Origin of the sequence: Allonocardiopsis opalescens (assembly GCF_003002095.1) — a bacterium.
In the GTDB taxonomy this organism is placed as follows: domain Bacteria; phylum Actinomycetota; class Actinomycetes; order Streptosporangiales; family Streptosporangiaceae; genus Allonocardiopsis; species Allonocardiopsis opalescens.
The window spans coordinates 1,288,004-1,306,672 of sequence record NZ_PVZC01000001.1 but is presented as its reverse complement, the minus strand read 5'-3'; the positions used below and the strand labels follow the sequence as shown (position 1 = coordinate 1,306,672).

11 protein-coding genes are annotated in these 18,669 nt (G+C 74.7%); 6 read left to right on the top strand and 5 right to left on the bottom strand.

The features are described from left to right. Positions 1-39: 39 nt before the first annotated feature. Positions 40-1,626, bottom strand: a complete 1,587-nt coding sequence (locus tag CLV72_RS05370) for an SLC13 family permease (RefSeq protein WP_211302705.1) — start codon at positions 1,624-1,626, stop codon at positions 40-42. A 279-nt stretch (positions 1,627-1,905) separates the two neighbouring features. Here CLV72_RS05370 and CLV72_RS05365 point away from each other — a divergent pair, with 279 nt between their 5' ends. The 4 genes from CLV72_RS05365 (at position 1,906) to CLV72_RS05350 (ending at position 6,601) form a co-directional block, all read left to right on the top strand. After that, positions 1,906-3,003 carry an isocitrate/isopropylmalate dehydrogenase family protein gene (locus CLV72_RS05365; RefSeq protein WP_106240154.1) on the top strand — a complete coding sequence of 366 codons (1,098 nt, stop codon included), beginning with the start codon at positions 1,906-1,908 and terminating at the stop codon, positions 3,001-3,003. Next, positions 3,003-3,443, top strand: coding sequence for a VOC family protein (locus CLV72_RS05360; protein WP_106240149.1), 441 nt, complete (start codon positions 3,003-3,005; stop codon positions 3,441-3,443). Before CLV72_RS05365 ends, CLV72_RS05360 begins: the two co-directional genes overlap by 1 nt. Then, a complete protein-coding gene (locus tag CLV72_RS05355; RefSeq protein WP_211302704.1) occupies positions 3,440-4,708 on the top strand; it encodes a four-carbon acid sugar kinase family protein in 1,269 nt (422 codons plus the stop codon). The genes CLV72_RS05360 and CLV72_RS05355 overlap by 4 nt, the downstream gene beginning before the upstream one ends. A 243-nt stretch (positions 4,709-4,951) precedes the next feature. Next, positions 4,952-6,601: a carboxylesterase/lipase family protein gene (locus CLV72_RS05350; RefSeq protein ID WP_106240146.1), complete on the top strand. Its 1,650-nt coding sequence runs from the start codon at positions 4,952-4,954 to the stop codon at positions 6,599-6,601. A gap of 81 nt (positions 6,602-6,682) precedes the next feature. Here the strand turns inward: CLV72_RS05350 and CLV72_RS05345 are convergent, their stop codons facing one another. Both CLV72_RS05345 and CLV72_RS05340 read right to left on the bottom strand, forming a co-directional pair. Further along, positions 6,683-8,758, bottom strand: a complete 2,076-nt coding sequence (locus tag CLV72_RS05345) for a cellulose binding domain-containing protein (RefSeq protein ID WP_106240142.1) — start codon at positions 8,756-8,758, stop codon at positions 6,683-6,685. Between the two features lie 408 nt (positions 8,759-9,166). Continuing rightward, on the bottom strand, positions 9,167-9,844 hold the full coding sequence (locus CLV72_RS05340) for a methyltransferase family protein (protein WP_106240139.1): 678 nt from the start codon (positions 9,842-9,844) through the stop codon (positions 9,167-9,169). Positions 9,845-9,949: 105 nt separating this feature from the next. Here CLV72_RS05340 and CLV72_RS05335 point away from each other — a divergent pair, with 105 nt between their 5' ends. Continuing rightward, on the top strand, positions 9,950-10,756 hold the full coding sequence (locus CLV72_RS05335) for a phosphotransferase (RefSeq protein WP_106240135.1): 807 nt from the start codon (positions 9,950-9,952) through the stop codon (positions 10,754-10,756). Between the two features lie 21 nt (positions 10,757-10,777). Here the strand turns inward: CLV72_RS05335 and CLV72_RS05330 are convergent, their stop codons facing one another. Further along, positions 10,778-11,320, bottom strand: coding sequence for a hypothetical protein (locus tag CLV72_RS05330; RefSeq protein ID WP_106240132.1), 543 nt, complete (start codon positions 11,318-11,320; stop codon positions 10,778-10,780). Positions 11,321-11,478: 158 nt separating this feature from the next. Here CLV72_RS05330 and CLV72_RS05325 point away from each other — a divergent pair, with 158 nt between their 5' ends. After that, entirely contained in the window at positions 11,479-11,925 is a 447-nt protein-coding gene (locus tag CLV72_RS05325; protein ID WP_106240129.1) for a hypothetical protein, read from the top strand. A 42-nt stretch (positions 11,926-11,967) separates the two neighbouring features. Here the strand turns inward: CLV72_RS05325 and CLV72_RS05320 are convergent, their stop codons facing one another. Continuing rightward, positions 11,968-17,463, bottom strand: coding sequence for an ATP-binding protein (locus CLV72_RS05320; RefSeq protein ID WP_106240125.1), 5,496 nt, complete (start codon positions 17,461-17,463; stop codon positions 11,968-11,970). Between the last annotated feature and the right edge of the window lie 1,206 nt (positions 17,464-18,669).

Genomic DNA, 18,669 nt, shown 5'->3' with positions numbered 1-18,669 from the left:
CGCTCCCCGCGCTGCGCGGGGAGCGGGCGGGCGGAGTCCTCACACCAGGCCGAGCAGGGTGCCCGTCCCCAGCACGCCGGCGGTGACGAGGACCGCCGCGAGCAGGTCGAACACGATGCCGCTGCGCACCATCTTGGTGATCGGCACCGCGCCGGTGGCGTAGACGAGCGCGTTCTGCGGAGTGGAGATCGGCATCATGAAGCCGAAGGACGAGCCGAAGGTCGCCGCCAGGCCGGGCAGCAGCGGGTTCACGCCCGCGGCGATCGCGATCGCGATGACGATCGGCACCACGATCCCGACCGAGGCCAGGTTGCTGCCGACCTCGGAGATCAGGATCGCCAGCACCACCGCGAAGAAGGTCAGCAGCACGATGCTGGTGCTGCCGAAGGTCTCCCCGAGGGCGCCGCCGACGCGCTCGGCGAGCCCGGTCGCGGTCAGCTGGGCGCCCAGCGCGGCGCCGCAGATGATGAAGAGCAGGGTGCCCCAGTCCGTCTTCACCGCGTCGCGCCACTCGATGGTGAAGGTGCGGGTGCGCCGCTCCGCCGGCAGCAGGAAGAGCAGCGAGGCGCCGAGGATGGCGACGATGCCCTCGTCCAGGTTGTCGGCGAGCGCCTGGTAGACGCCCGACTCGGGGCCGAACACCAGCGCGGACAGGCCCGGGAGCAGCCAGCCGATGACGACCAGCGCGAACACGATCAGCGTGTTCCACTCGCCGCGCGACAGCCGGCCGCGCGAGTCGCGCTTGGCGGCCATGGTGGCGGCGAGCCCGTCGATGTGGGCGGCCTCGGGCCGGTTCAGCCTGATCAGCAGGAGCAGCAGGGCGGCGAAGAGCGGGACGGCGAAGGTGAACGCGATCGCCGACCAGGAGAAGAAGCTGACCTGCGCGCCGGCGGCCTGCTCCAGCAGGTCGCGGCCGATCAGCTGGTGCGGGGCGCCGACGGGCGTGAGCGCCCCGCCGATGCTGGCGCTGAAGGCGAGCATCAGCAGGATGGCGGTGGCGATCCGCAGCCGGGTCGGGTCGCCGCCCACCTGGCGGCTGATCGCCACGATGATGCCGAGCACCGTCGGCAGCAGCATCGCGACGGTCACGGTGTTGCTGACGAAGGCCGAGAACAGGCAGGTGACGACGCCGACCGCGATGACGACGCGGGGGACGGAGCTGCCCACCCAGCGCGCGGCCAGGACCATGTAGGCGGCGCGTTCGGCCAGACCGTGCTTGAGCAGCGCCTGGGAGAGGAAGAACGCCCCCAGGTAGAGCAGCACGATCGTGTCGCCGAACGAGCTGAGCACCTCGTCGGCGCCGCCCACGCCCAGCACCACCATCAGCGCGACGCTGAGCAGGGAGGTGGCGGGGATCGGGATCGCCTCGGTCAGCCAGAAGACCACCGTGAAGACGAACACCGCGGCCAGGGCCTGCTGGTTCCACGGCAGGTCCAGCGGCAGCACCAGCAGCAGCACCGCCGCCAGCGGCCCCGCGACCAGGCCGGTGAGTTGGCGGCGGCGTTCGAACCGCGCCTCGGCCGCGGTCATGGCCGACTCGTCGATACCGCGGTAGGCCTGGAACTGCTCCAGCCCGGCCTGGTCGTCGGTCCCGGTCGCGGCCGGGCGGTCTTGGGGGTCGCTCACGTGTCTCGTCCTTTCGGCACTGATGGCCGCCACAGTATTGGTATTACCGCTTTGTGTTGTCAAGATCATAGACGTGGCCTGGGACACGCACCGGCGGCGATCGGCGCCCGGTTCACCCCGGCCGTCGGACGTCGACGGATAGGGTTCAAACTGGATATTCACCGATCGCGCCTGGAGCGTCACCGCGAACGCCCGCCGGCCGACCCGGGCTTGCGTTCAGCCGTGCACACCGGGTAGACATACCGCAGACCAAAAGTGGTAATACCAAAAGGGGACTCTGTGGGGAGCTACAGCATTGCGGCCCTGCCCGGGGACGGGATCGGTCCGGAGATCACCGACGTCGCGCTGCGCGTGCTCGACCGCGCCGCCGCCGACCTGCCCGCGCTGAGCGTGTCGGTCGAATCCCACGACGCCGGGGCCGAGCGGTGGCGGCGGACCGGGACCGCGATGACCGACGAGACCTTCCAGGCGTGCGAGGCGGCCGACGCCATCCTGATGGGCGCGATCGGGCTGCCCGACGCCCGCCACCCCGACGGCCGCGAGGTCAACGGCGACGTCATCTTCCGGCTGCGCTTCGCCCTCGACCTGTTCGCCGGGATCCGCCCGGTGCGCAGCCTGCCCGGGGTGCCCACCGCCCTGGCCGGCTCGGCGCCGGTCGACTACGTGGTGGTGCGCGAGAACGTCGAGGGCCTGTACGCCTCGCGCACCGGCGGCACCAATGTGCGCGGCGAGGTGGCGACCGACACGATCGTCATCACCGCCAAGGGCACCCGCAAGGTGGCCGAGATGGCCTTCGACCTCGCCGAGCGGCGCAACGGCCGCCCCCTGGACGGGCGCAGGATGGTGACCTGCGTGGACAAGGCCAACGTCCTCAGCTCCTACGCCTTCTTCCGCTCCGTCTTCGACGAGGTCGCCGACGAGCGCCGCGGCGTCGAGCGCGAGCACGTCTACGTCGACGCCATGACCGCCTTCCAGGTGCAGCGGCCCGACCACTTCGACGTCGTGGTCGCCGAGAACATGTTCGGCGACATCATCTCCGACCTGGCCGCGGCCACCGTCGGCGGTCTCGGCCTGGCCGCCTCGGCCGACGTCGGCTACGAGCACGGCATGTTCCAGCCCGCGCACGGCTCCGCCCCCGACATCGCAGGCCGCGACCTGGCGAATCCGGCCGCGATGGTGCTCTCCACCGCGATGATGCTGGACTGGCTCGCCCGCCGGCACGACGACCGGGCCGCCGCCGAGGCCGCCGCCCGGATCGACGCCGCCACCCTGCGGGTGCTCGCCAAGGGCGAGGCGGTCACCCCCGACCTGGGCGGCTCGGCGAGCTGCTCGGCGATGGGCGACGCGATCGTGGCCGAACTGGCCGAGACCGCCTGATGGCCGCGAGCCCCCCGGCCCCGCGACCGGCCACCCGGGTCTCGCTGATCGACCACGTGGCGGTGGCCGCGCACGACGCGGCGCGGACCGCCGAGTGGTTCGAGCGCACCCTCGGGCTGCGCCGCGAGCACGACGAGGTGGTCGAGGACGCGGGCGTGCGGCTGGTCTGGCTCTACCCCGACGGCGGGGAGCCCGGCGGGCGGGCCGCGGCGATGCAGGTCGTCCAGCCGCTGCGCGCGGGCCCGGTCGCCGACCACCTCGCCGCCCGGGGCGAGGGCCTGCACCACGTCTGCTTCGCCGTGCCCGACATGGACCGGGCCCTCGCGGAGCTGGCAGAGGACCCCGGCCGGGTGTTCACGGGCGGCTACGGCCAGCGCTGCGCCTTCCTCGGCCGGCGGCCGGCCGGCTGCGCCGTCGAGCTGGTGGAGCGGCCGCTGTGAGCCGCGCCCCCGCCTCCGGCCGGGTGGTCGTCCTCGACGACGACCCCACCGGCACCCAGTCCGCGCACGGCGTCGACATACTGCTCGCCGAACTTAGAGCCGGGCTGGCCGGCTTCGCCGCCGGCGGCGAGCGCGCCGTCTACGTCCTGACCAACACCCGGGCGAAGTCGCCCGCCGAGACCGCCGAGCTGCTGCGCGGCCTGACCCGGGCCGTCCGCGACGCCCTCGGCCCCGGCACGCTGCTCGTGCTGCGCGGCGACTCCACCCTGCGCGGCCACGTCGCCCTGGAGATGGAGCTGCTCGGGCTCGCCGACGGGGTCGGCATCGTCGTGCCCGCCTATCCGGCGGGCGGCCGGGTGACCCGCGAGGGCGTGCACTACGTCCGCACGGCCGCCGGGGAGCTGCCCGCCGCCGAAACCGAGTACGCCCGCGACCCGGTCTTCGGCTACACCCGCAGCCGGCTCACCGAGTGGGCCGGCGAGGTCGGGCTGGCGGGGCCCGCGATCCCGCTGGGCCGCGCGGAGCTGCGCTCCGGCCCGGCGGCGGTCGCGGCGGCACTGCGCGGTGCGCCGCGCGGCGCGGTCGTGCTGCCCGACGCCGCCACCGACGAGGACATCGCCGTGATCGCGGCCGGCATCGAGGCGGCGCGCGGCCAGGGGCGGCCGGTGGTGGTCCGCTGCGCGGCGCCGCTCGCCGCCGCGCTGGCCGGCACCTCGGCCAAGGCGGTCACCCCGCCGCCCGCCCGCGCGGTCCTGGTCGCCTGCGGCTCCCACACCGAGGGCGCCGGCCGCCAGCTGGAGCGGCTGCCCGGCCCCACCCGGCTGCTGCCGGACGCCGAGCGGCTGCTGGCCGGCGGCGCGGCGGCCGAACTCGACGCGCTCGCCGCCCGGCTGCGCGCGGACCTGGCCGCCACCGGCCTGGCCGTGGCCGCCACCCCGCGGCACCGCAGCGCCGAGCACGGCGGCCTCGCCCACGGCGCGGTGATCATGGACGCGCTGGTCCAGGTGGTCCGCGCTGCCGCGTCCGGTGCGGACGCGGTGGTGACCAAGGGCGGCATCACCGGCGCCGACATCGCCACCCGCGCCCTGGGCGCCACCGCCGCCCGGGTGGAGGGCCAGGTCGCGACCGGAGTCCCGCTCTGGCGCCTGCGCGGCGCCGCGGGGCGCACACCGCAGCACCAGGTGGTCGTCCCGGGCAACGTCGGCGACGATCACGTGCTGGCCGACATCCTCGGCATGCTGCGCGGCACCGGCCCGTCGCGGTAGGGGCGGGCGCGCGTGCGCCCGCCCCCGGCCGGTCGGCCACCGCTCCGCACCCGCCGCCCGCGACACGGCCGCGTGCGCCGTTCGCTGCGGGGACTCCCGGCGAACCCACGGCGCGCCATCGCAGCAGACCGACGAACGGAGCACGCGCGCCGACTTCCGTCGGCTTCTCCCGGCGGCACCGCCGTAGCAGCCTCGACGGCGGGGGCACGTCCGTGCTCCCGGCGACGAGGAAGGACCTGGACCATGGGAACGCATCGAAGCCGCCGGCGGCGCCGGCCGGCGCTGGCCGCGGCGGTGGCGGCCGCGTCCGTGACCCTGCTGGCCGGTGCGGTGGTGGCACCGGCGACCGCTCTGCCCGGGCAGGAACCCGGCACCGTGGTGGCGACCCGCGACGGACGGGTGCGCGGCACAGTGCACGAGGACGGCACCCGGACCTTCTACGCCCTCCCTTACGCCGCGCCGCCCGTCGGCGAGCTGCGCTGGAGCGCGCCGGAACCGGCGGCGGCCTGGCCGGGCACCCGCGACGCGACCGCCCCAGGGCCGGCCTGCCCCCAGGCCCAGCTGCCCGAGTCGGTCCCCAGCGGCGAGGACTGCCTGCACCTGAACGTGACCACTCCGTCCCGGTCGGCCGGGAGCGGCCCCAGGCCGGTACTGGTGTGGGTGCACGGCGGCAGCTTCACCAGCGGCCGGGCCGCCGAGTTCGGCGCCCGCCGCATGGCCGAGCGGCACGGCGTCGTGGTGGTGACGGTGAACTACCGGCTGGGCGCGCTCGGCCTGCTCAGCCTGCCGGAGCTGGCGGGCTCGGGCACCTTCGGCCTGGCCGACCAGCAGCAGGCGCTGCGCTGGGTGCGCGACAACGCCGCCGCCTTCGGCGGCGACCCCGGCCGGGTCACCCTGTTCGGCGAGTCGGCCGGCGGCGTCGGCGTCTGCGCGCAGCTCGCCTCCCCCGGGGCCGCGGGGCTGTTCCACCGGGCCGTCCTGCAGAGCGGCAGCTGCTCCACCCTGTCGGTGAGCATGGTGGCCGGGGCGCAGGGGCTCATCGTGCTGCCCGAGCCACAGCGGCTGCTGATCACCGCCGAGGATTCGCGGGAGGCCGGCGCGCAGCTCGCCGCCGCCGTGGGCTGCGAGCGGCCCACCGACGCCGAAAGCCTCGCCTGCCTGCGGGAGCTGCCCGCCCAGACCCTGGTCGACGCCCAGGCCGAGGGCCCGGCCGCGCCCGCCTACGGCACGGAACTGCTGCCGGTGGACCCGGCCGAGGCGCTGCGCTCGGGCGCGTTCAACCGCGTCCCCGTCATCACCGGCCACACCCGCGACGAGGCGCGGCTGACCGGCGTGGTCACCGAAATCCTGGTCGGTCCGCTGACCGAGCGGCGCTTCGCCGAGCAGCTGGACGAGGTCTTCGGCGCGCAGGCCGGCGCCGTCGCGGCGCGCTACCCCATCGCCGACCACGGCACTCCCGGGCTGGCCTGGGCCGCGCTGGACACCGACCGCTCCTTCGCCTGCCCGCAGCTGCGCGACGCCGGCGCACTCGCCGCGCACGTGCCGACCTACTCCTACACCTTCGACGACCGCACCGCCCCGCCCTACCTGCCGGCGGACTTCCCGTACCCGCCCGACTTCCCGATGGGCGCCTCGCACGCCGCGGAGCTGGGCTACCTCTTCGAACTGGACGGCCGGCCGGACCGGCTCGCACCGGAGCAGCGCGAGCTGGCCGACACCATGACCGGGTACTGGACCCGCTTCGCCCGCACCGGCGAGCCCAACGGCCACGGCCGGCCGCGGTGGCCGGCCTTCCCGGGCGCCTCCCAGTCGCTGGACACCGCCCCCGCCGGGGTCGGCCAGGTGGACGCCCACCAGCGGCACAACTGCGAGCTGTGGGCGGAGGTGGACTGACCGCCCGACCCCTCAGCGCGGGCCGGTCCCCGCCGGTCCGGCCGGCGGCGTGCGGGCCGCAGCGGCGGGGCGGACGAGCGCTCAGCCGGTGCGGCAGACCGTGCCGTTGAGGGTGAAGACGGTCGGGGCGGGGTTGGCGCCGTCATTGGCGCCGACGAAGCCGAAGGTGGCGGTGGAGCCGCCGTTGGGCGCGAGGTGGCCATTGCCGTCGTCGGTGGCGTGGACGCGGGCTCCGTCGCTGCTCACCCGCGCGCTCCAGGCGCTCTGGACGGACTGGCCGGCGTTCGGCCAGGTCCAGTCCAGGCTCCACCCGTTGATGGGGGCGTCCCCGAGGTTGGAGACGGTGACCGAGGCGACGAAGCCGCTGCCCCAGCCGGTGTCCACCCGGTAGCTGACCAGGCAGGTGCTGTCCTGCGGCGAGGTGGTGGTGAAGGTCAGCGGGCCCGACGGCCGGGAGAGCCGGCCGTCGGCGTCCCTGGCCAGGACGTTGACGGTGTGCTCGGAGCCGGGCGGCAGATTGCGCACGGTCAGCGAAGTGGAGGTGGAGGTGCCGAGCAGCTGGGCGTTGGCGCCCAGGCGCTCGTACACCTCGTAGCGCACCGGCCTCCCGCCGGCGGCCTGCGGCCACTCCAGTGTCGCCGTGGTGCTGCCGGCGGCCGCCACCCTCGGGGTGCCGGGCGCGCCGACGGCGGCGCCGCCGGAGTGCGGCCGGACGGTCACCGTGGTGATCGAGTAGGGCGGGAGGGTGAGCGGGCCGGACGAGGCGGGGACGCGCGTCACGTCGGTGTCGCCCCGGGCGTAGCGGTGCACGACGGGCGCCTCGGCGGTCGGCGTGAAGCCGGCGTAGTCCAGGTTCACCGCGACGGAGCGCTCCGGGTCCTGGTTGATCAGCAGCACGCTGAGATCGCCGTCGGCCTGGTGCACGGCGTGCGCCGAGACGTCCTCGCTGCCGGACGCGGCGGCCACCATGGTGTCACCGGGCCCGCCGAGCGTGGTCAGGGCCTTGATGCCGTAGTAGGGGTGGAAGGGGGTGTTGACGGCGGGCTGGCAGACCTCCCCGATGCAGCCGCCGCTGGACAGCAGGCCGTAGTCGTTGAAGTCGGTGTCGCCGTCCACCGTGCTGATCTCGGTGGGCCCGTTGTGGGTGTTCCACCAGCCGACGTTGAACACGCCGTTCTCCAGCGCCGTCATGTAGACCTCCGCGGCGAACAGCGCGTTGGGCCGGCTGTTCTGCTGCACGTTGGAGTTCACCTCGGTCAGCGCGATGCCGATCTCCGCGGAACGCTCCCCCGCGTACCGGTCGAGCTGGCGGCGCACCTCGCGCAGCTGCCCGGGCAGCCGACCGACCCGGTCCAGCGCCTCGTCGGCCGTCGCCCCGCCCGGGTAGGAGTGCACGATGACGAAGTCGATGGTGTCGGCGACCCTGGACAGCACGGTGTGGTTCCAGTCGGCGTCGTCGCCGGGGCCGACGATCCCGTCCGGCCAGTCCCCCGGGGTGGTCAGCACGGCGCCGATCCGGATGGTCGGGTCCACCGCCTTCATCGCGGCGGCGTAGGCGAGCACATTGCGCGCGTACTCCCGCGGGCTCTTGTCCGGGTGGTCGTCGGCCTCCCACTGCGCGCCGTAGTGGCCGTTGCCGTAGATCTCGTTGCCGATCTCCCAGTACCGCACGCCGTAGTCATTGGTGACATTGGCGTAGCGGACCCATTCCGCCGCCTCCTCCGGAGTGCCGGTGCCGTAGTTCGCGATGACCATCGCCTGGCCGCCGGTGGCGCGCACCGTGCCGATGAAGTCGTCGAAGCCGGTGCCCGGCGCGACGTAGCCGCCGGGGGCGGTGTGGTCCTCCCAGCGGTAGATGTCCCCGTAGGAGCCGCCGGGATAGCGCATCATCCCGATCCCGGCCTCGCCCATCAGCTCGACGACCTCGGGGTCGTTCATGTGGGAGTCCCAGATGGCGGTGTTGACGCCGAAGGCCGCGTCGTCGAGGGTGCCGAGTCCGAGCGAGGCATTCACCGCGATGTCGACGACCGGCTCGGCGGCGGCCGGCGCCGGGGCGGCGAGCAGCGCTCCGGCGCAGGCCAGAGCGGTGGCGGCCGCGGTGGCGCGGGCGCGCACGGCCGCGGTGCGGGGGCGGGGCGGGCGGGTGGCGAGGGGCATGGGCGCGTTTCCCTTCACGGCGCGGCGCGCGGCATGGTCGGAGCGGTTCGGGGCGCGCGGGTCCCCCGGCTCCGGCTGCGGCGCGGATCCCGTCCCAGCGGTCTGGGAGCGCTCCCATCGTGAATCGGCGGTAGGAGCGCGTCAAGGGACGGGAGGGCGCCTTCCCCACCGTCCCGCCGAGTCGGGGTAGGGACCGGCCTAGCCCGGACGGTCGTGCGCGGGTACGAAACTTCCGCCCGCCGGCCCTATCGCCGGTGGTGAAGGGGATCTCTAGGGTCGGCCGACATGACGACACCCTCTCTGCGCGCCTGTCGGCGCGCTCTCGTTCCACTCGCCGCCGCAATGGCCGCGGTGCTCGCCCTGCCGGCCGCCGCCGCGGCCGACGCTCCGGCCGAGGCCGTGGCGCCGTCACCACACCCGCGGCAGCAGGCGGTACCTGACGCCGCGGGTGTACTCGGTGTAGCCGGCGAGCTCGCGCCGCAGCAGCTGCTCCTCGTCCAGGGTGCGCCACACGAGGGTGGCGGCCAGGGGGACGAAGGCGAGCAACCCCCACCAGGAGCCCAGCGCGACCGGGATCGCGAGCACGAAGAGCAGCGCGCCGCTGTACATCGGGTGGCGCACCACCGCGTAGGGTCCCGACGAGATGACCCGCTGACCGTCGGCGACCTCGACGGACGTGGAGGAGAAGCCGTTCTCCCGGAACACCCGAAAGATGATCAGCAGGCCCGCGGCGGCCAGGACGTCCGCCGCGACGCTCAGGTAGGGCGGGACCGCCGACCACGCGAAGCGGTGGTCGAGGGCGGAGACGGCCAGCAGCGCGAGGAAGGCCAGCGAGACGACGTACATGAGGGCCCGCTGGCCGGCCCGCTTCTCCCCCATCGGCCCGATCGCGGTCCGCCGCTCCAGCAGGGCGGGGTCGCGCCGGGCGAGGTAGACGGTCATCGCGAGGCTGCCCACCCCGTACACCGCCAGCAGGGCCCACGCCTGCCAGTAGCCCAGCGTGCCGGCGAGCGGGAAGAGCAGCGCGCCCATGAGCGCGAGCATGAACACCAGGCCGGCGGCCGCCCTCGCGTACAAGCCGCCCATGGCACGCTCCGTTCGTCGGTCCAAGCGCAGTGTCGCCCGGTGGCGCCGGGTGGGCAAGTGGGCTTTGCTGAGTCTTGACGGCACGGGATCGGGACGGAGCGGCTGATGGACGGCGAGCACGACGACGGTCCCGAGGTCGCGCTGGCGGGCGGCGGCCGCACGGCGGTCAGCCGGCGCGGCGGCACGGTGCTGCGGGCGCCGGGGCCCTGGTCGGCCACCGTGGTGGAGCTGCTGCGCCACCTGGAGGCGGTCGGCTTCCGCGGCGCGCCCCGCGCCGTCGGCACCGGCTTCGACCCGGCCACGGGCCGGGAGGCGCTGACCTTCATCGAGGGCGGCTTCGTCCATCCCGGGCCGTGGAGTGAGGCCGGGGCCTTCGCCGTCGGTGAGCTGCTGGGCGAGCTGCACCGCGCGACCGCGTCGTTCCGGGTGCCCGACCGGGCGGTGTGGCGGCCCTGGTACGGGCGGCGGCTGGGCCGGCGTCCGCCGGTGATCGGCCACTGCGACGCGGGGCCGTGGAACATCGTGGCGCGCGAGGGGCTGCCGGTCGCCTTCATCGACTGGGAGGCGGCCGGGCCGGTGGACCCGGTGGTGGAGCTGGCACAGGTGTGCTGGCTGAACGCGCAGCTGCACGACGACGACGTGGCCGGCCGGGTGGGCCTGGGCTCACCGGACGACCGGGCGGCGCGGCTGGCGCTGATCGCCGACGGCTACCGACTCGGGGCGGCCGACCGCGCCGAACTGGTGGACACGATCATCACGGTCGCGGTGCAGGACGCGGCCGACCAGGCGGTGGAGGCGGCGATCACGCCCGACGGCGGCGACACCGCCGCGCTGTGGGGTCTGGCCTGGCGCATCAGGGCCGCCGCCTGGATCCAGCGGCACCGCCGGCTGCTCGAAGCGGCCCTGGGCTGAGGCCGCGGCGGCCGCCCGGCCTCAGCGCCGCTCGGCGGTGCGCGCCGCGGGCCCGAGGGCCGCCTCGGTGAGCCGCAGCCGCCAGCGCAGCACGGCCGAGGCGGCGCCCGCGACCAGCAGCAGGCGGACCGCGTTGCCGCTCTCCCAGAGCACGACGGCGGCCAGCAGCTCCTCGCGGCTCGCGGCCGCGTCCCTGAGCCCGGGGACGACCAGGCCGACCATGGGCACGGTCAGCGCGATGCCGGCCGCGACGAGGGCGGCGGCGAGCACGGCGGCCCGGGTCGAGCCGGGCAGCACCCGGTCGGCGCGGTCGCGGCGCAGCCGCAGCGCCAGTGCCAGGGCGAGCACCGGAGCGGCGACGGCGGCCGGGGCGAAGTAGAACACCGGGTCGCCGGGCGACGCCGTGCCGCCCAGCGAGCCAGGGGGGAGCCCGGCGAGCAGCGGCAGCAGCACCACGGCCTCGTAGAGGTTGCCAAAGCCCCACCAGGCCAGGGCCGCCAGCAGCGCCGCGGTGTGCGTCCGGTACCGGCGGAGGAGTCCGGCGGTCGTGTCGGCGTCGTGCACGACCCCAGTAGAGCACGGCCGTCCCGCCGGCCCGCCCCGGCCCGGGCGGGCGGCGGGAGCGGATGCCGTTCTCGTAACCGGGCCGTCACCCGCGCTCCGTAGCCTGTGGCCGTGCCGCCGCGGCCGGTACCGGGCCGCGCTCCCGCCCTGGAGGTCCGATGACGCACGTCCGGCAGCCCCTCGCCTCCTACGCGCGCCCCGTCGCGCTCATCGGCGCGCTGGCCGCCGCGCTGAGCGGCTGCGCGGGCGCGCCCGCCTCCGACGCTCCCGCCGGGGCCGCGTCCTCAGGACCGGCCTCGGCGCCGCCGTCCGCGTCGGCCGAGCCCTCGGCGCTGGGCGAGGTCGAACTGGAGGTCTCCGGCGAGGGCGAGGCCGAGCTGGCCCTGACCCTCAACGGCGAGGAGACCCTGGCGGAGACGGCCGGACTGCCCTGGACGCACACCATCGCGGTCACCGAGGACCTGCTGCCGCTGGAGTGGGAGCTGACGGTGTCCGGCAGCACCGGCGATGTGGTGGCCGAAGCCTTCTTCGACGGCGAACCACTGACCTCCAGCGCCGGCTCGCCGGGCAGCGACATCACCCTGTCGGGCAGCGTCGGCGACTGAGGCGCCGGCCCGGCCGCGGTGGCGCGGCCGGGCCGGGGCGGCTCAGCGGCGCAGACCGCGCTCGACGGCCTCGATGACGCGCGGCCGCAGCTCGGCGGCGCTGATGATCGCGTCCACCGAGCCGACCTCCACGGCGCGCTGGATGCTGTGCACCCGGTCGAACTCCGCGGCGACCTCGCCCAGCTTCTCGGCCCGCACCGAGGACTGCACCTCGGCCAGCCGGGCGTTGAGCGCGGCCCGCTCGGCGCCGGTGGTCTCCGAGACCCTGGCCTGGAGGCCGGTGACCCGGGGATCGGTCGCGGTGCGGTTGTTCACCTCGCCGGAGAAGACCACGGCCGCCGCCGGGGCGCCGCCGAGCACCGAGGCGAAGGAGCCCTCCAGCGCCAGCACGGTCATGTTCGGGTTGAGCGCCTTGGAGAACACCACGAAGGCGCCGCCGTGGTACCGGGAGATCACGCAGAACACGATCGGCCCGTCGAAGTTGACGATCGCCCGGCCGATCTCCGCGCCGTACTCCAGCTGGAGCTTGCGCATCGACTCCGGCGAGCCGTCGAAACCGGACAGGTTCGCCAGCACCACCAGCGGCCGGTTGCCCGAGGCCGCGTTGATCGCCCGCGCGGTCTTCTTGGACGACCTCGGGAACAGGGTGCCCGCGGTGTAGGCGTCCGGGCCGTCGGTGGGCGGGAAGCCGCGCCGCGGCACCGAGCGCGACTCGATGCCGACCAGGCAGACCGGCCGGCCGCCGAGGTGGACGTCCTGCACCACGGAGGTCTCCGCGTCGGCCATGCCCGCCCAGCGCTCCAGCACCGGGTGGTCCTGGTCGGACAGGGCGCGCATCACCGTGCGGATGTCGAAGGGCTTCTTGCGGTCGGGGTTGTGCTCGGCCGAGAAGATCTGCCCGACGGTGGTGAAGTCGCTGCCCGCGATGGCGTGCGGGAAGGCGGAGACATCGCGGTCGACCGGGTCGGTGGTGCCGGCCGCACGGGGCGCCGTCTCGCCGGGCGCCACGTAGGTGTGGTCGTAGTGGGCCATCAGCACGTCGCGGGCGGCCGGCAGGCTCGGCGCCCAGTACTGCGCCTGGCCGTTGGGGCCCATGACGCGGTCGTAGCCGCCGATGCCGTAGTTGTCCTCGGCCGACACGCCGCCGGAGAAGTCCAGCGACTGCTTGCCGGTGAGCACCATGGCGGAGTCCGGCGTCATCACCAGCACGCCCTTGGTGTGCATCAGCATCGTCGCCTCGGCGTTCCAGTACGGCTGGGCGCCGACGTTGATGCCGGCGACCACGACGTTGATCTCGCCGCCGTCCTGGGTGAAGGTGACGATCCGCTTCAGCGCCGCCGCGATCCAGTCCATGTTCTCGGTGCCCGAGCTCATCGAGATCTTGGCGCCCGCCGACAGCGCGAACCACTCCACCGGCACCCGCATCTGCTCGGCGAGGTCGAGCGCGGCGATCACCCGGGTGCACTCCGGCTCGGCCAGCGCGCCCAGCGCCTTGGTGGGGTCGCCGAGCAGCACCACCCGGGTGACGCCCTCGGGGTGCCTCGGGGTGGGCGTGCTGACCACGCCCGCCACGATCGCCGCGGAGTTGCCGCCCCTGGGCCGGTCGACCGGGACCAGCTCGCCGCGCTCGTCGAGGTCGTACTCGGTGAACTCGCCGCGCGGCCCGGCCAGCAGGCCGGTCAGCTCGTACGGGTAGACATTGCCGCGGCGGGCCGCCCGCAGCACCTTCTGGCGATAGTCGTCCAGCGGCCGCACCGGCTCGGTGGACGGCGCGCCGACGTGCAGGCGCGCGCCGTGGCCCGGGTCGAGGGTGATCCGGACGGAGACCTCGGTCAGCTCGCCGGCGGCGGTGCGCCGCCGGGCCACGAACTGGACCTCCTCGAGGCCCGCGCCCGCCGTGGTCGGCAGGATGCGCTGGACCAGCGCGTTCAGCTCCTCGCCGGTCAGCTCGGTCGCCGGCCAGACGTACATCATGATCCGGTTGGTGTCGAAGCGCCGGTTCTGCGGGCGCTGCGCCTGGATGTTGCGGATGGCGTCCAGGCAGGCGGTGACCGCGTCCTCCAGCGCGGGCAGCGCGACCAGTCTGCCGTCGGACTCCCGCAGCGGCGTGAGGTCGCGGACCTGTGCCATCGCGATCAGCCGCTCGTCGGCCGGATTGCTGCGCGCCACCGCCTTGAACAGGTAGATCTCCTCGTCCACCGACGGCAGCCGGGTGAGGTCGAACTCGCGCAGCCGCTTCAGCTGGAGGCGCTGGGCGATCTGCGGGTGCAGGCCGCGGATCAGCCGGTCCTCGGCGAAGCCCTCGCCGTCGGGGCGGAAGGTGAAGTGGTGGTGCATCACCGCGCCGCTGGTGCCGGCGACCATGGTGGTGATCCGGCGGATGTTCGCGGGCAGCCGGTGCTCGGCGATGAGCCGGCCGAGCCGCACCGCCATCGCGTCGGCGTCGGGCTGGCCCTCCCAGGTGAGGTAGAGGTCCGCGACCACCTCGCCCTCGGCCGCGTCGGCGGCGCCGGCGGCCGCGAGCGCGGCCACCGCGCCGAGGGCGTCGGGCAGGGCGGCGATGTCGACGGCGGTGGCGAGCACCCGCGTGACGCGGTCCTGGCCGGTGTGCCGGGCGGCGACGAAGCGGCAGCCGGCCGCGTCGACGGCGCTGACCTCCGACAGGGCGCGGTTGCCGTAGTAGCGGCGGGTCAGCACCTCCAGCAGCGGCGCCTGGTCGCGGCCGGGGCGGCCGATCCGCTGGCCGATCATCCGGACCAGCGGCTCGGAGCTGGCCACCATGGCCTGGATCCGCTCGGCGCGGTCCGGGGCGTCGGGCTCGCGGTCCAGGTAGCGCAGGTCGTCGCGGACCGCGGCGTAGACCTTGGCGCGGTTGCGGCGCAGCAGCGGCTGGGCGAACCAGCGGAAGACCACGCCGCGGGCCAGGTCGGAGACCGCGGGGAAGCGCACCTGGGTGGCCTGGATCACGTGCTCCAGGGCCCGCCCGGCCTGCTCGCTCAGCGACTCCAGCGGCGGCGGGCCGGCCAGCCACTGCCGCAGCAGCTCCGACACGACCGCGACGTCGGCCGACACCCGCTGCTGCGCCAGGAAGATGCGGAAGACCGCCGCCTCCAGCTCCGGCGTGCGGTCCAGGCCGTCGATGCCGTAGTGGCCGAGGACCTGCTCCAGCTTGGCCTGGAAGCCCTCGGTGACCCCGGCGCGCTCGACGTCGAGGCTCTGCAGGTAGCTGTGGAAGTACTCGCGCGGGCTGTGCACCGGGCTGTGCGGCTCGACGTCGATCTCGCCGCTGGGCTTGTTGCGGCTCAGCTCCAGCAGGTCGGCGAAGACGGTCAGCAGCTCGATCTCGCCGGGCAGCGGCCGGCCGCCCAGTTCGGTGCGGGCCGCCACGTAGCCCGACAGCACGCGCCTGCGCTCCTGCGGGTCCAGGTCGAAGCCGAGCAGCATGCCGCGCAGGTCGTGCAGGCCGCGCTCGGCCCGCTCGGCCGCTGAGACGTCCGGCTCGGCGGGCAGGTCGATCTCGACGGCCTCGCCCGCGCCGGCGCCCGCCGCCTCGGCCGGGTCGTCGCCGAGGGGCTCCAGGCGCATCAGCGGCGCGCCGGTGCCGACCTGGCTGCCGACCGACACCGGGCACTCGCGCACCCGGGCGCGGAACGGCGCGCGCAGCACCGTCTCCATCTTCATGCTCTCCAGCACCAGGATCGGCGCGCCCGACTCGACCTCGTCGCCGACCGACAGCGGCGTCGCCACCACCAGCGCGGGCGCGGGCGAGCGGACCACGCCGCCCTCGTCGCGGCTGATCCGGTGGGTGACGCCGTCGACCTCCACCAGGTGGATCGGGCCGTGGGTGGCCGACACCAGCCGGAAGCGGCGGCCGTTGACCTCGATCTGGCCGCTGTGCGCGTCGAAGCGCTCCACCTCGACGTCGGCCGGGTGCACCTCGCCGCCGGCGGAGATCCCGACGCGGAAGCGGGTGCGGCCGACGCGGGCGACGCCGACCCGGTAGCCGACGCCGCGGAGCTTGAGGTCCAGCGGGCGGCCGATCTCGTGCCGCACCTGCGGACGCCCGCCGTGGGCGGTGGCCAGCAGCCGCCGGCGGCCGAGCTCCTCCTCGTCCTGGTAGGCCTCGATCGCGGCGGCGGCCAGCGCGACGGCGGAGTGCCGGCGGCCGACCAGGCGGCCCTGCCCGCGCACGCGGTCGATCCAGCCGGTGTCGGCGCTGGCGTCGACCACCTCGGGCTGGTCGAGCAGGTCGAGCACGAAGCTCTTGTTGGTGGCGCCGCCCTCGATGATCACCGTGGTCTCGGACATGGCGCGGCGGAGCCGGGCCAGGGCCTCGTCGCGGTCGCGGCCGTAGGCGATGATCTTCGCGATCATCGAGTCGAAGTCGGCCGGGATGGTGTCGCCCTCGCTGACCCCGGTGTCGACGCGCACGCCGGGACCGGCGGGCAGCGCCAGCCGGGCGATGCGGCCGGGCGCGGGGGCGAAGTCGCGGTCGGGGTCCTCGGCGTTGAGCCGCGCCTCCACGGCGTGGCCGGACTCCGCCGGCTGCGGGCCGTCGAGCCTGCCGCCGGCGGCGACGTGCAGCTGCAGCCTGACCAGGTCGGTGCCGGTGGTGATCTCGGTGATCGGGTGCTCGACCTGCAGGCGGGTGTTCACCTCCAGGAAGGCGAACAGCCTCTCGCCCGGGTGGTACAGGAACTCGACGGTGCCGGCGCCGCGGTAGTTCACCGCCAGCGCCAGCCGCTCGGCCGACGCCTTCAGCTCGGCGGTCTGCTCAGCGGAGAGCACCGGGGAGGCGGACTCCTCGATGATCTTCTGGTTGCGCCGCTGCACCGAGCAGTCGCGCACCCCCAGCGCCCAGGCGGTGCCCTGGCCGTCGGCGATGACCTGGACCTCGACGTGCCGGGCGCCGGTGACCAGGCGCTCCAGGAAGACCACACCGGAGCCGAAGGCGCGCAGCGCCTCCTGGCTGGTGCGCTCGTAGGCCTCGGCCAGTTCGTCGGCGGAGGCCACCATCCGGATGCCGCGCCCGCCGCCGCCGGCGGTGGCCTTGAGCATCAGCGGGTAGCCGATCTCCTCGCCCGCGCGCAGCGCCTCGTCCAGGGTGGCGACCTCGCCGCGGCTCCACGGCGCGACCGGGACGCCGACCTTCTCGGCGATCAGCTTCGCGCCGATCTTGTCGCCGAGCTGGCGCATGGCCTCGGCGCTCGGCCCGATGAAGGTGACGCCGATCTTCTCGCACAGCTCGGCGAAGGCCGGGTCCTCGGCAACGAAGCCCCAGCCGACCCAGGCGGCGTCGGCACCGGTCTCCACCAGCGCCCGCGCCAGGACGGCGTGGTCGAGGTAGGGGCGGGCCGAGGCCGGGCCGAGCGGGTAGGCGATGTCGGCCTCCCGGACGAAGGTCGCCCCGCGGTCGGCGTCGGTGTAGAGGGCGACCGTCTCGATCCGCGCTCCTGTTTCGGCCGAGAGGTCGCGGACGGCGTGGATGAGCCGCATCGCGGCCTCACCACGGTTGACGATGGCGACACGACTTAACACCGGTTGAGCCTCCCCAAGTGCCCCCGCACAGAAGGCGACGTCCGAGTGCCGGAGCGTCGCCTGCGCCTGGTCTCTAGCCTGCTCGATTACCGGCAGGTACACCAATGTCCCAAATCACGCATGCCGGATCTGTTGTTTTGTAGGAACCCCACAAAGGGTGACCCCTACCGGACCCCCCGGCCGCCCCCGCACACGAGGTCCGCCACAAAGCCCGACAGCGCCCCCGGCAGGGGTGACCTGGGTGCGCCGACTTGCGGAAGCCGGCCGCACCCCTGGCGACATGTCCGATTCGCGGCCCCGACGGTACTCGTGCCGCCGGACGCGGGCAACGCCGCGGCCGCGGCCGGCCCCGGCCCCGACGGCGCCGGCCGCCGGGCCGGCCGCCGCGGGCGGCGACCGGGGCTGCGCGGCGGACCGCGGCGCGGCGCCCGCCGCCCCGGCCGGAACGGCGCTGCGGCGAAGCCGCCGCGCAATTCCTCATTCACATCGCCTCGGAGCGAGGACTCTACTATGAACGCACTTCCAGCGCAGGCCCGGTCCCGCCGGGCGAGGACGTAATAGCAGGTGGGAGCAGACTGCCGCAGATCCGACATCTCGCTTTCACCACCGTTCCCTTTCCGGAGGAACCGGGCGGGAAGTGCGGGCGGCGCAGCGGTGGAAGCGTGGCCGAATGGCAATTGCGAACGGCCCGGAAACACCGGTTGGGGACATCGGGAAACGCCCGGCGGGACGCGCGGCCCCAAACCCGGCCGCGGATCCCGCGGCGGGTCCGACGCCACCGGCGCGCGCCCGCCGGGCGGCCCCGCCGCCCGGCGGCCGGAGGGGTCCGGCAGGCTCCGGAAGATCTCCGAAAACTTTCGAAGGATTCACATCGAAATTCGATCTTGAATCGCGAGCTTCGACGGCGGAGCTTCGACCCGTTCAAGCAGGTAGCGCCGTTGACCAGGAAGGACGCCGTCTCAGACTTTTTCCCACCATGACGGACTTCCCGCAATTCTTCCGGAAAACTGTTGACAACGCCATGGAGTCAGACCAACACTATCGGCATCGACAGACCCCCAAGCGCTGTCGATCCGGGTCACCGGTATGACCTGGTCCTCCGGTCGCCGCGCGCACGGCGACCGGCAGGCCCCGCCGCGTGCAGCACGGTTCCGGCGCGCGGTGGCCGCCCCCACGGCCACCGACGGCTCCGCCGGGCCGTACTCC

Bases quoted from the DNA above. Each gene is read 5' to 3' on its own strand.
- CLV72_RS05360 (WP_106240149.1), top strand. From the start codon at position 3,003: ATGGCCGCGAGCCCCCCGGCCCCGCGACCGGCCACCCGGGTCTCGCTG.
- CLV72_RS05350 (WP_106240146.1), top strand. From the start codon at position 4,952: ATGGGAACGCATCGAAGCCGCCGGCGGCGCCGGCCGGCGCTGGCCGCG.
- CLV72_RS05345 (WP_106240142.1), bottom strand. From the start codon at position 8,758: ATGCCCCTCGCCACCCGCCCGCCCCGCCCCCGCACCGCGGCCGTGCGC.
- CLV72_RS05340 (WP_106240139.1), bottom strand. From the start codon at position 9,844: ATGGGCGGCTTGTACGCGAGGGCGGCCGCCGGCCTGGTGTTCATGCTC.
- CLV72_RS05335 (WP_106240135.1), top strand. From the start codon at position 9,950: ATGGACGGCGAGCACGACGACGGTCCCGAGGTCGCGCTGGCGGGCGGC.
- CLV72_RS05325 (WP_106240129.1), top strand. From the start codon at position 11,479: ATGACGCACGTCCGGCAGCCCCTCGCCTCCTACGCGCGCCCCGTCGCG.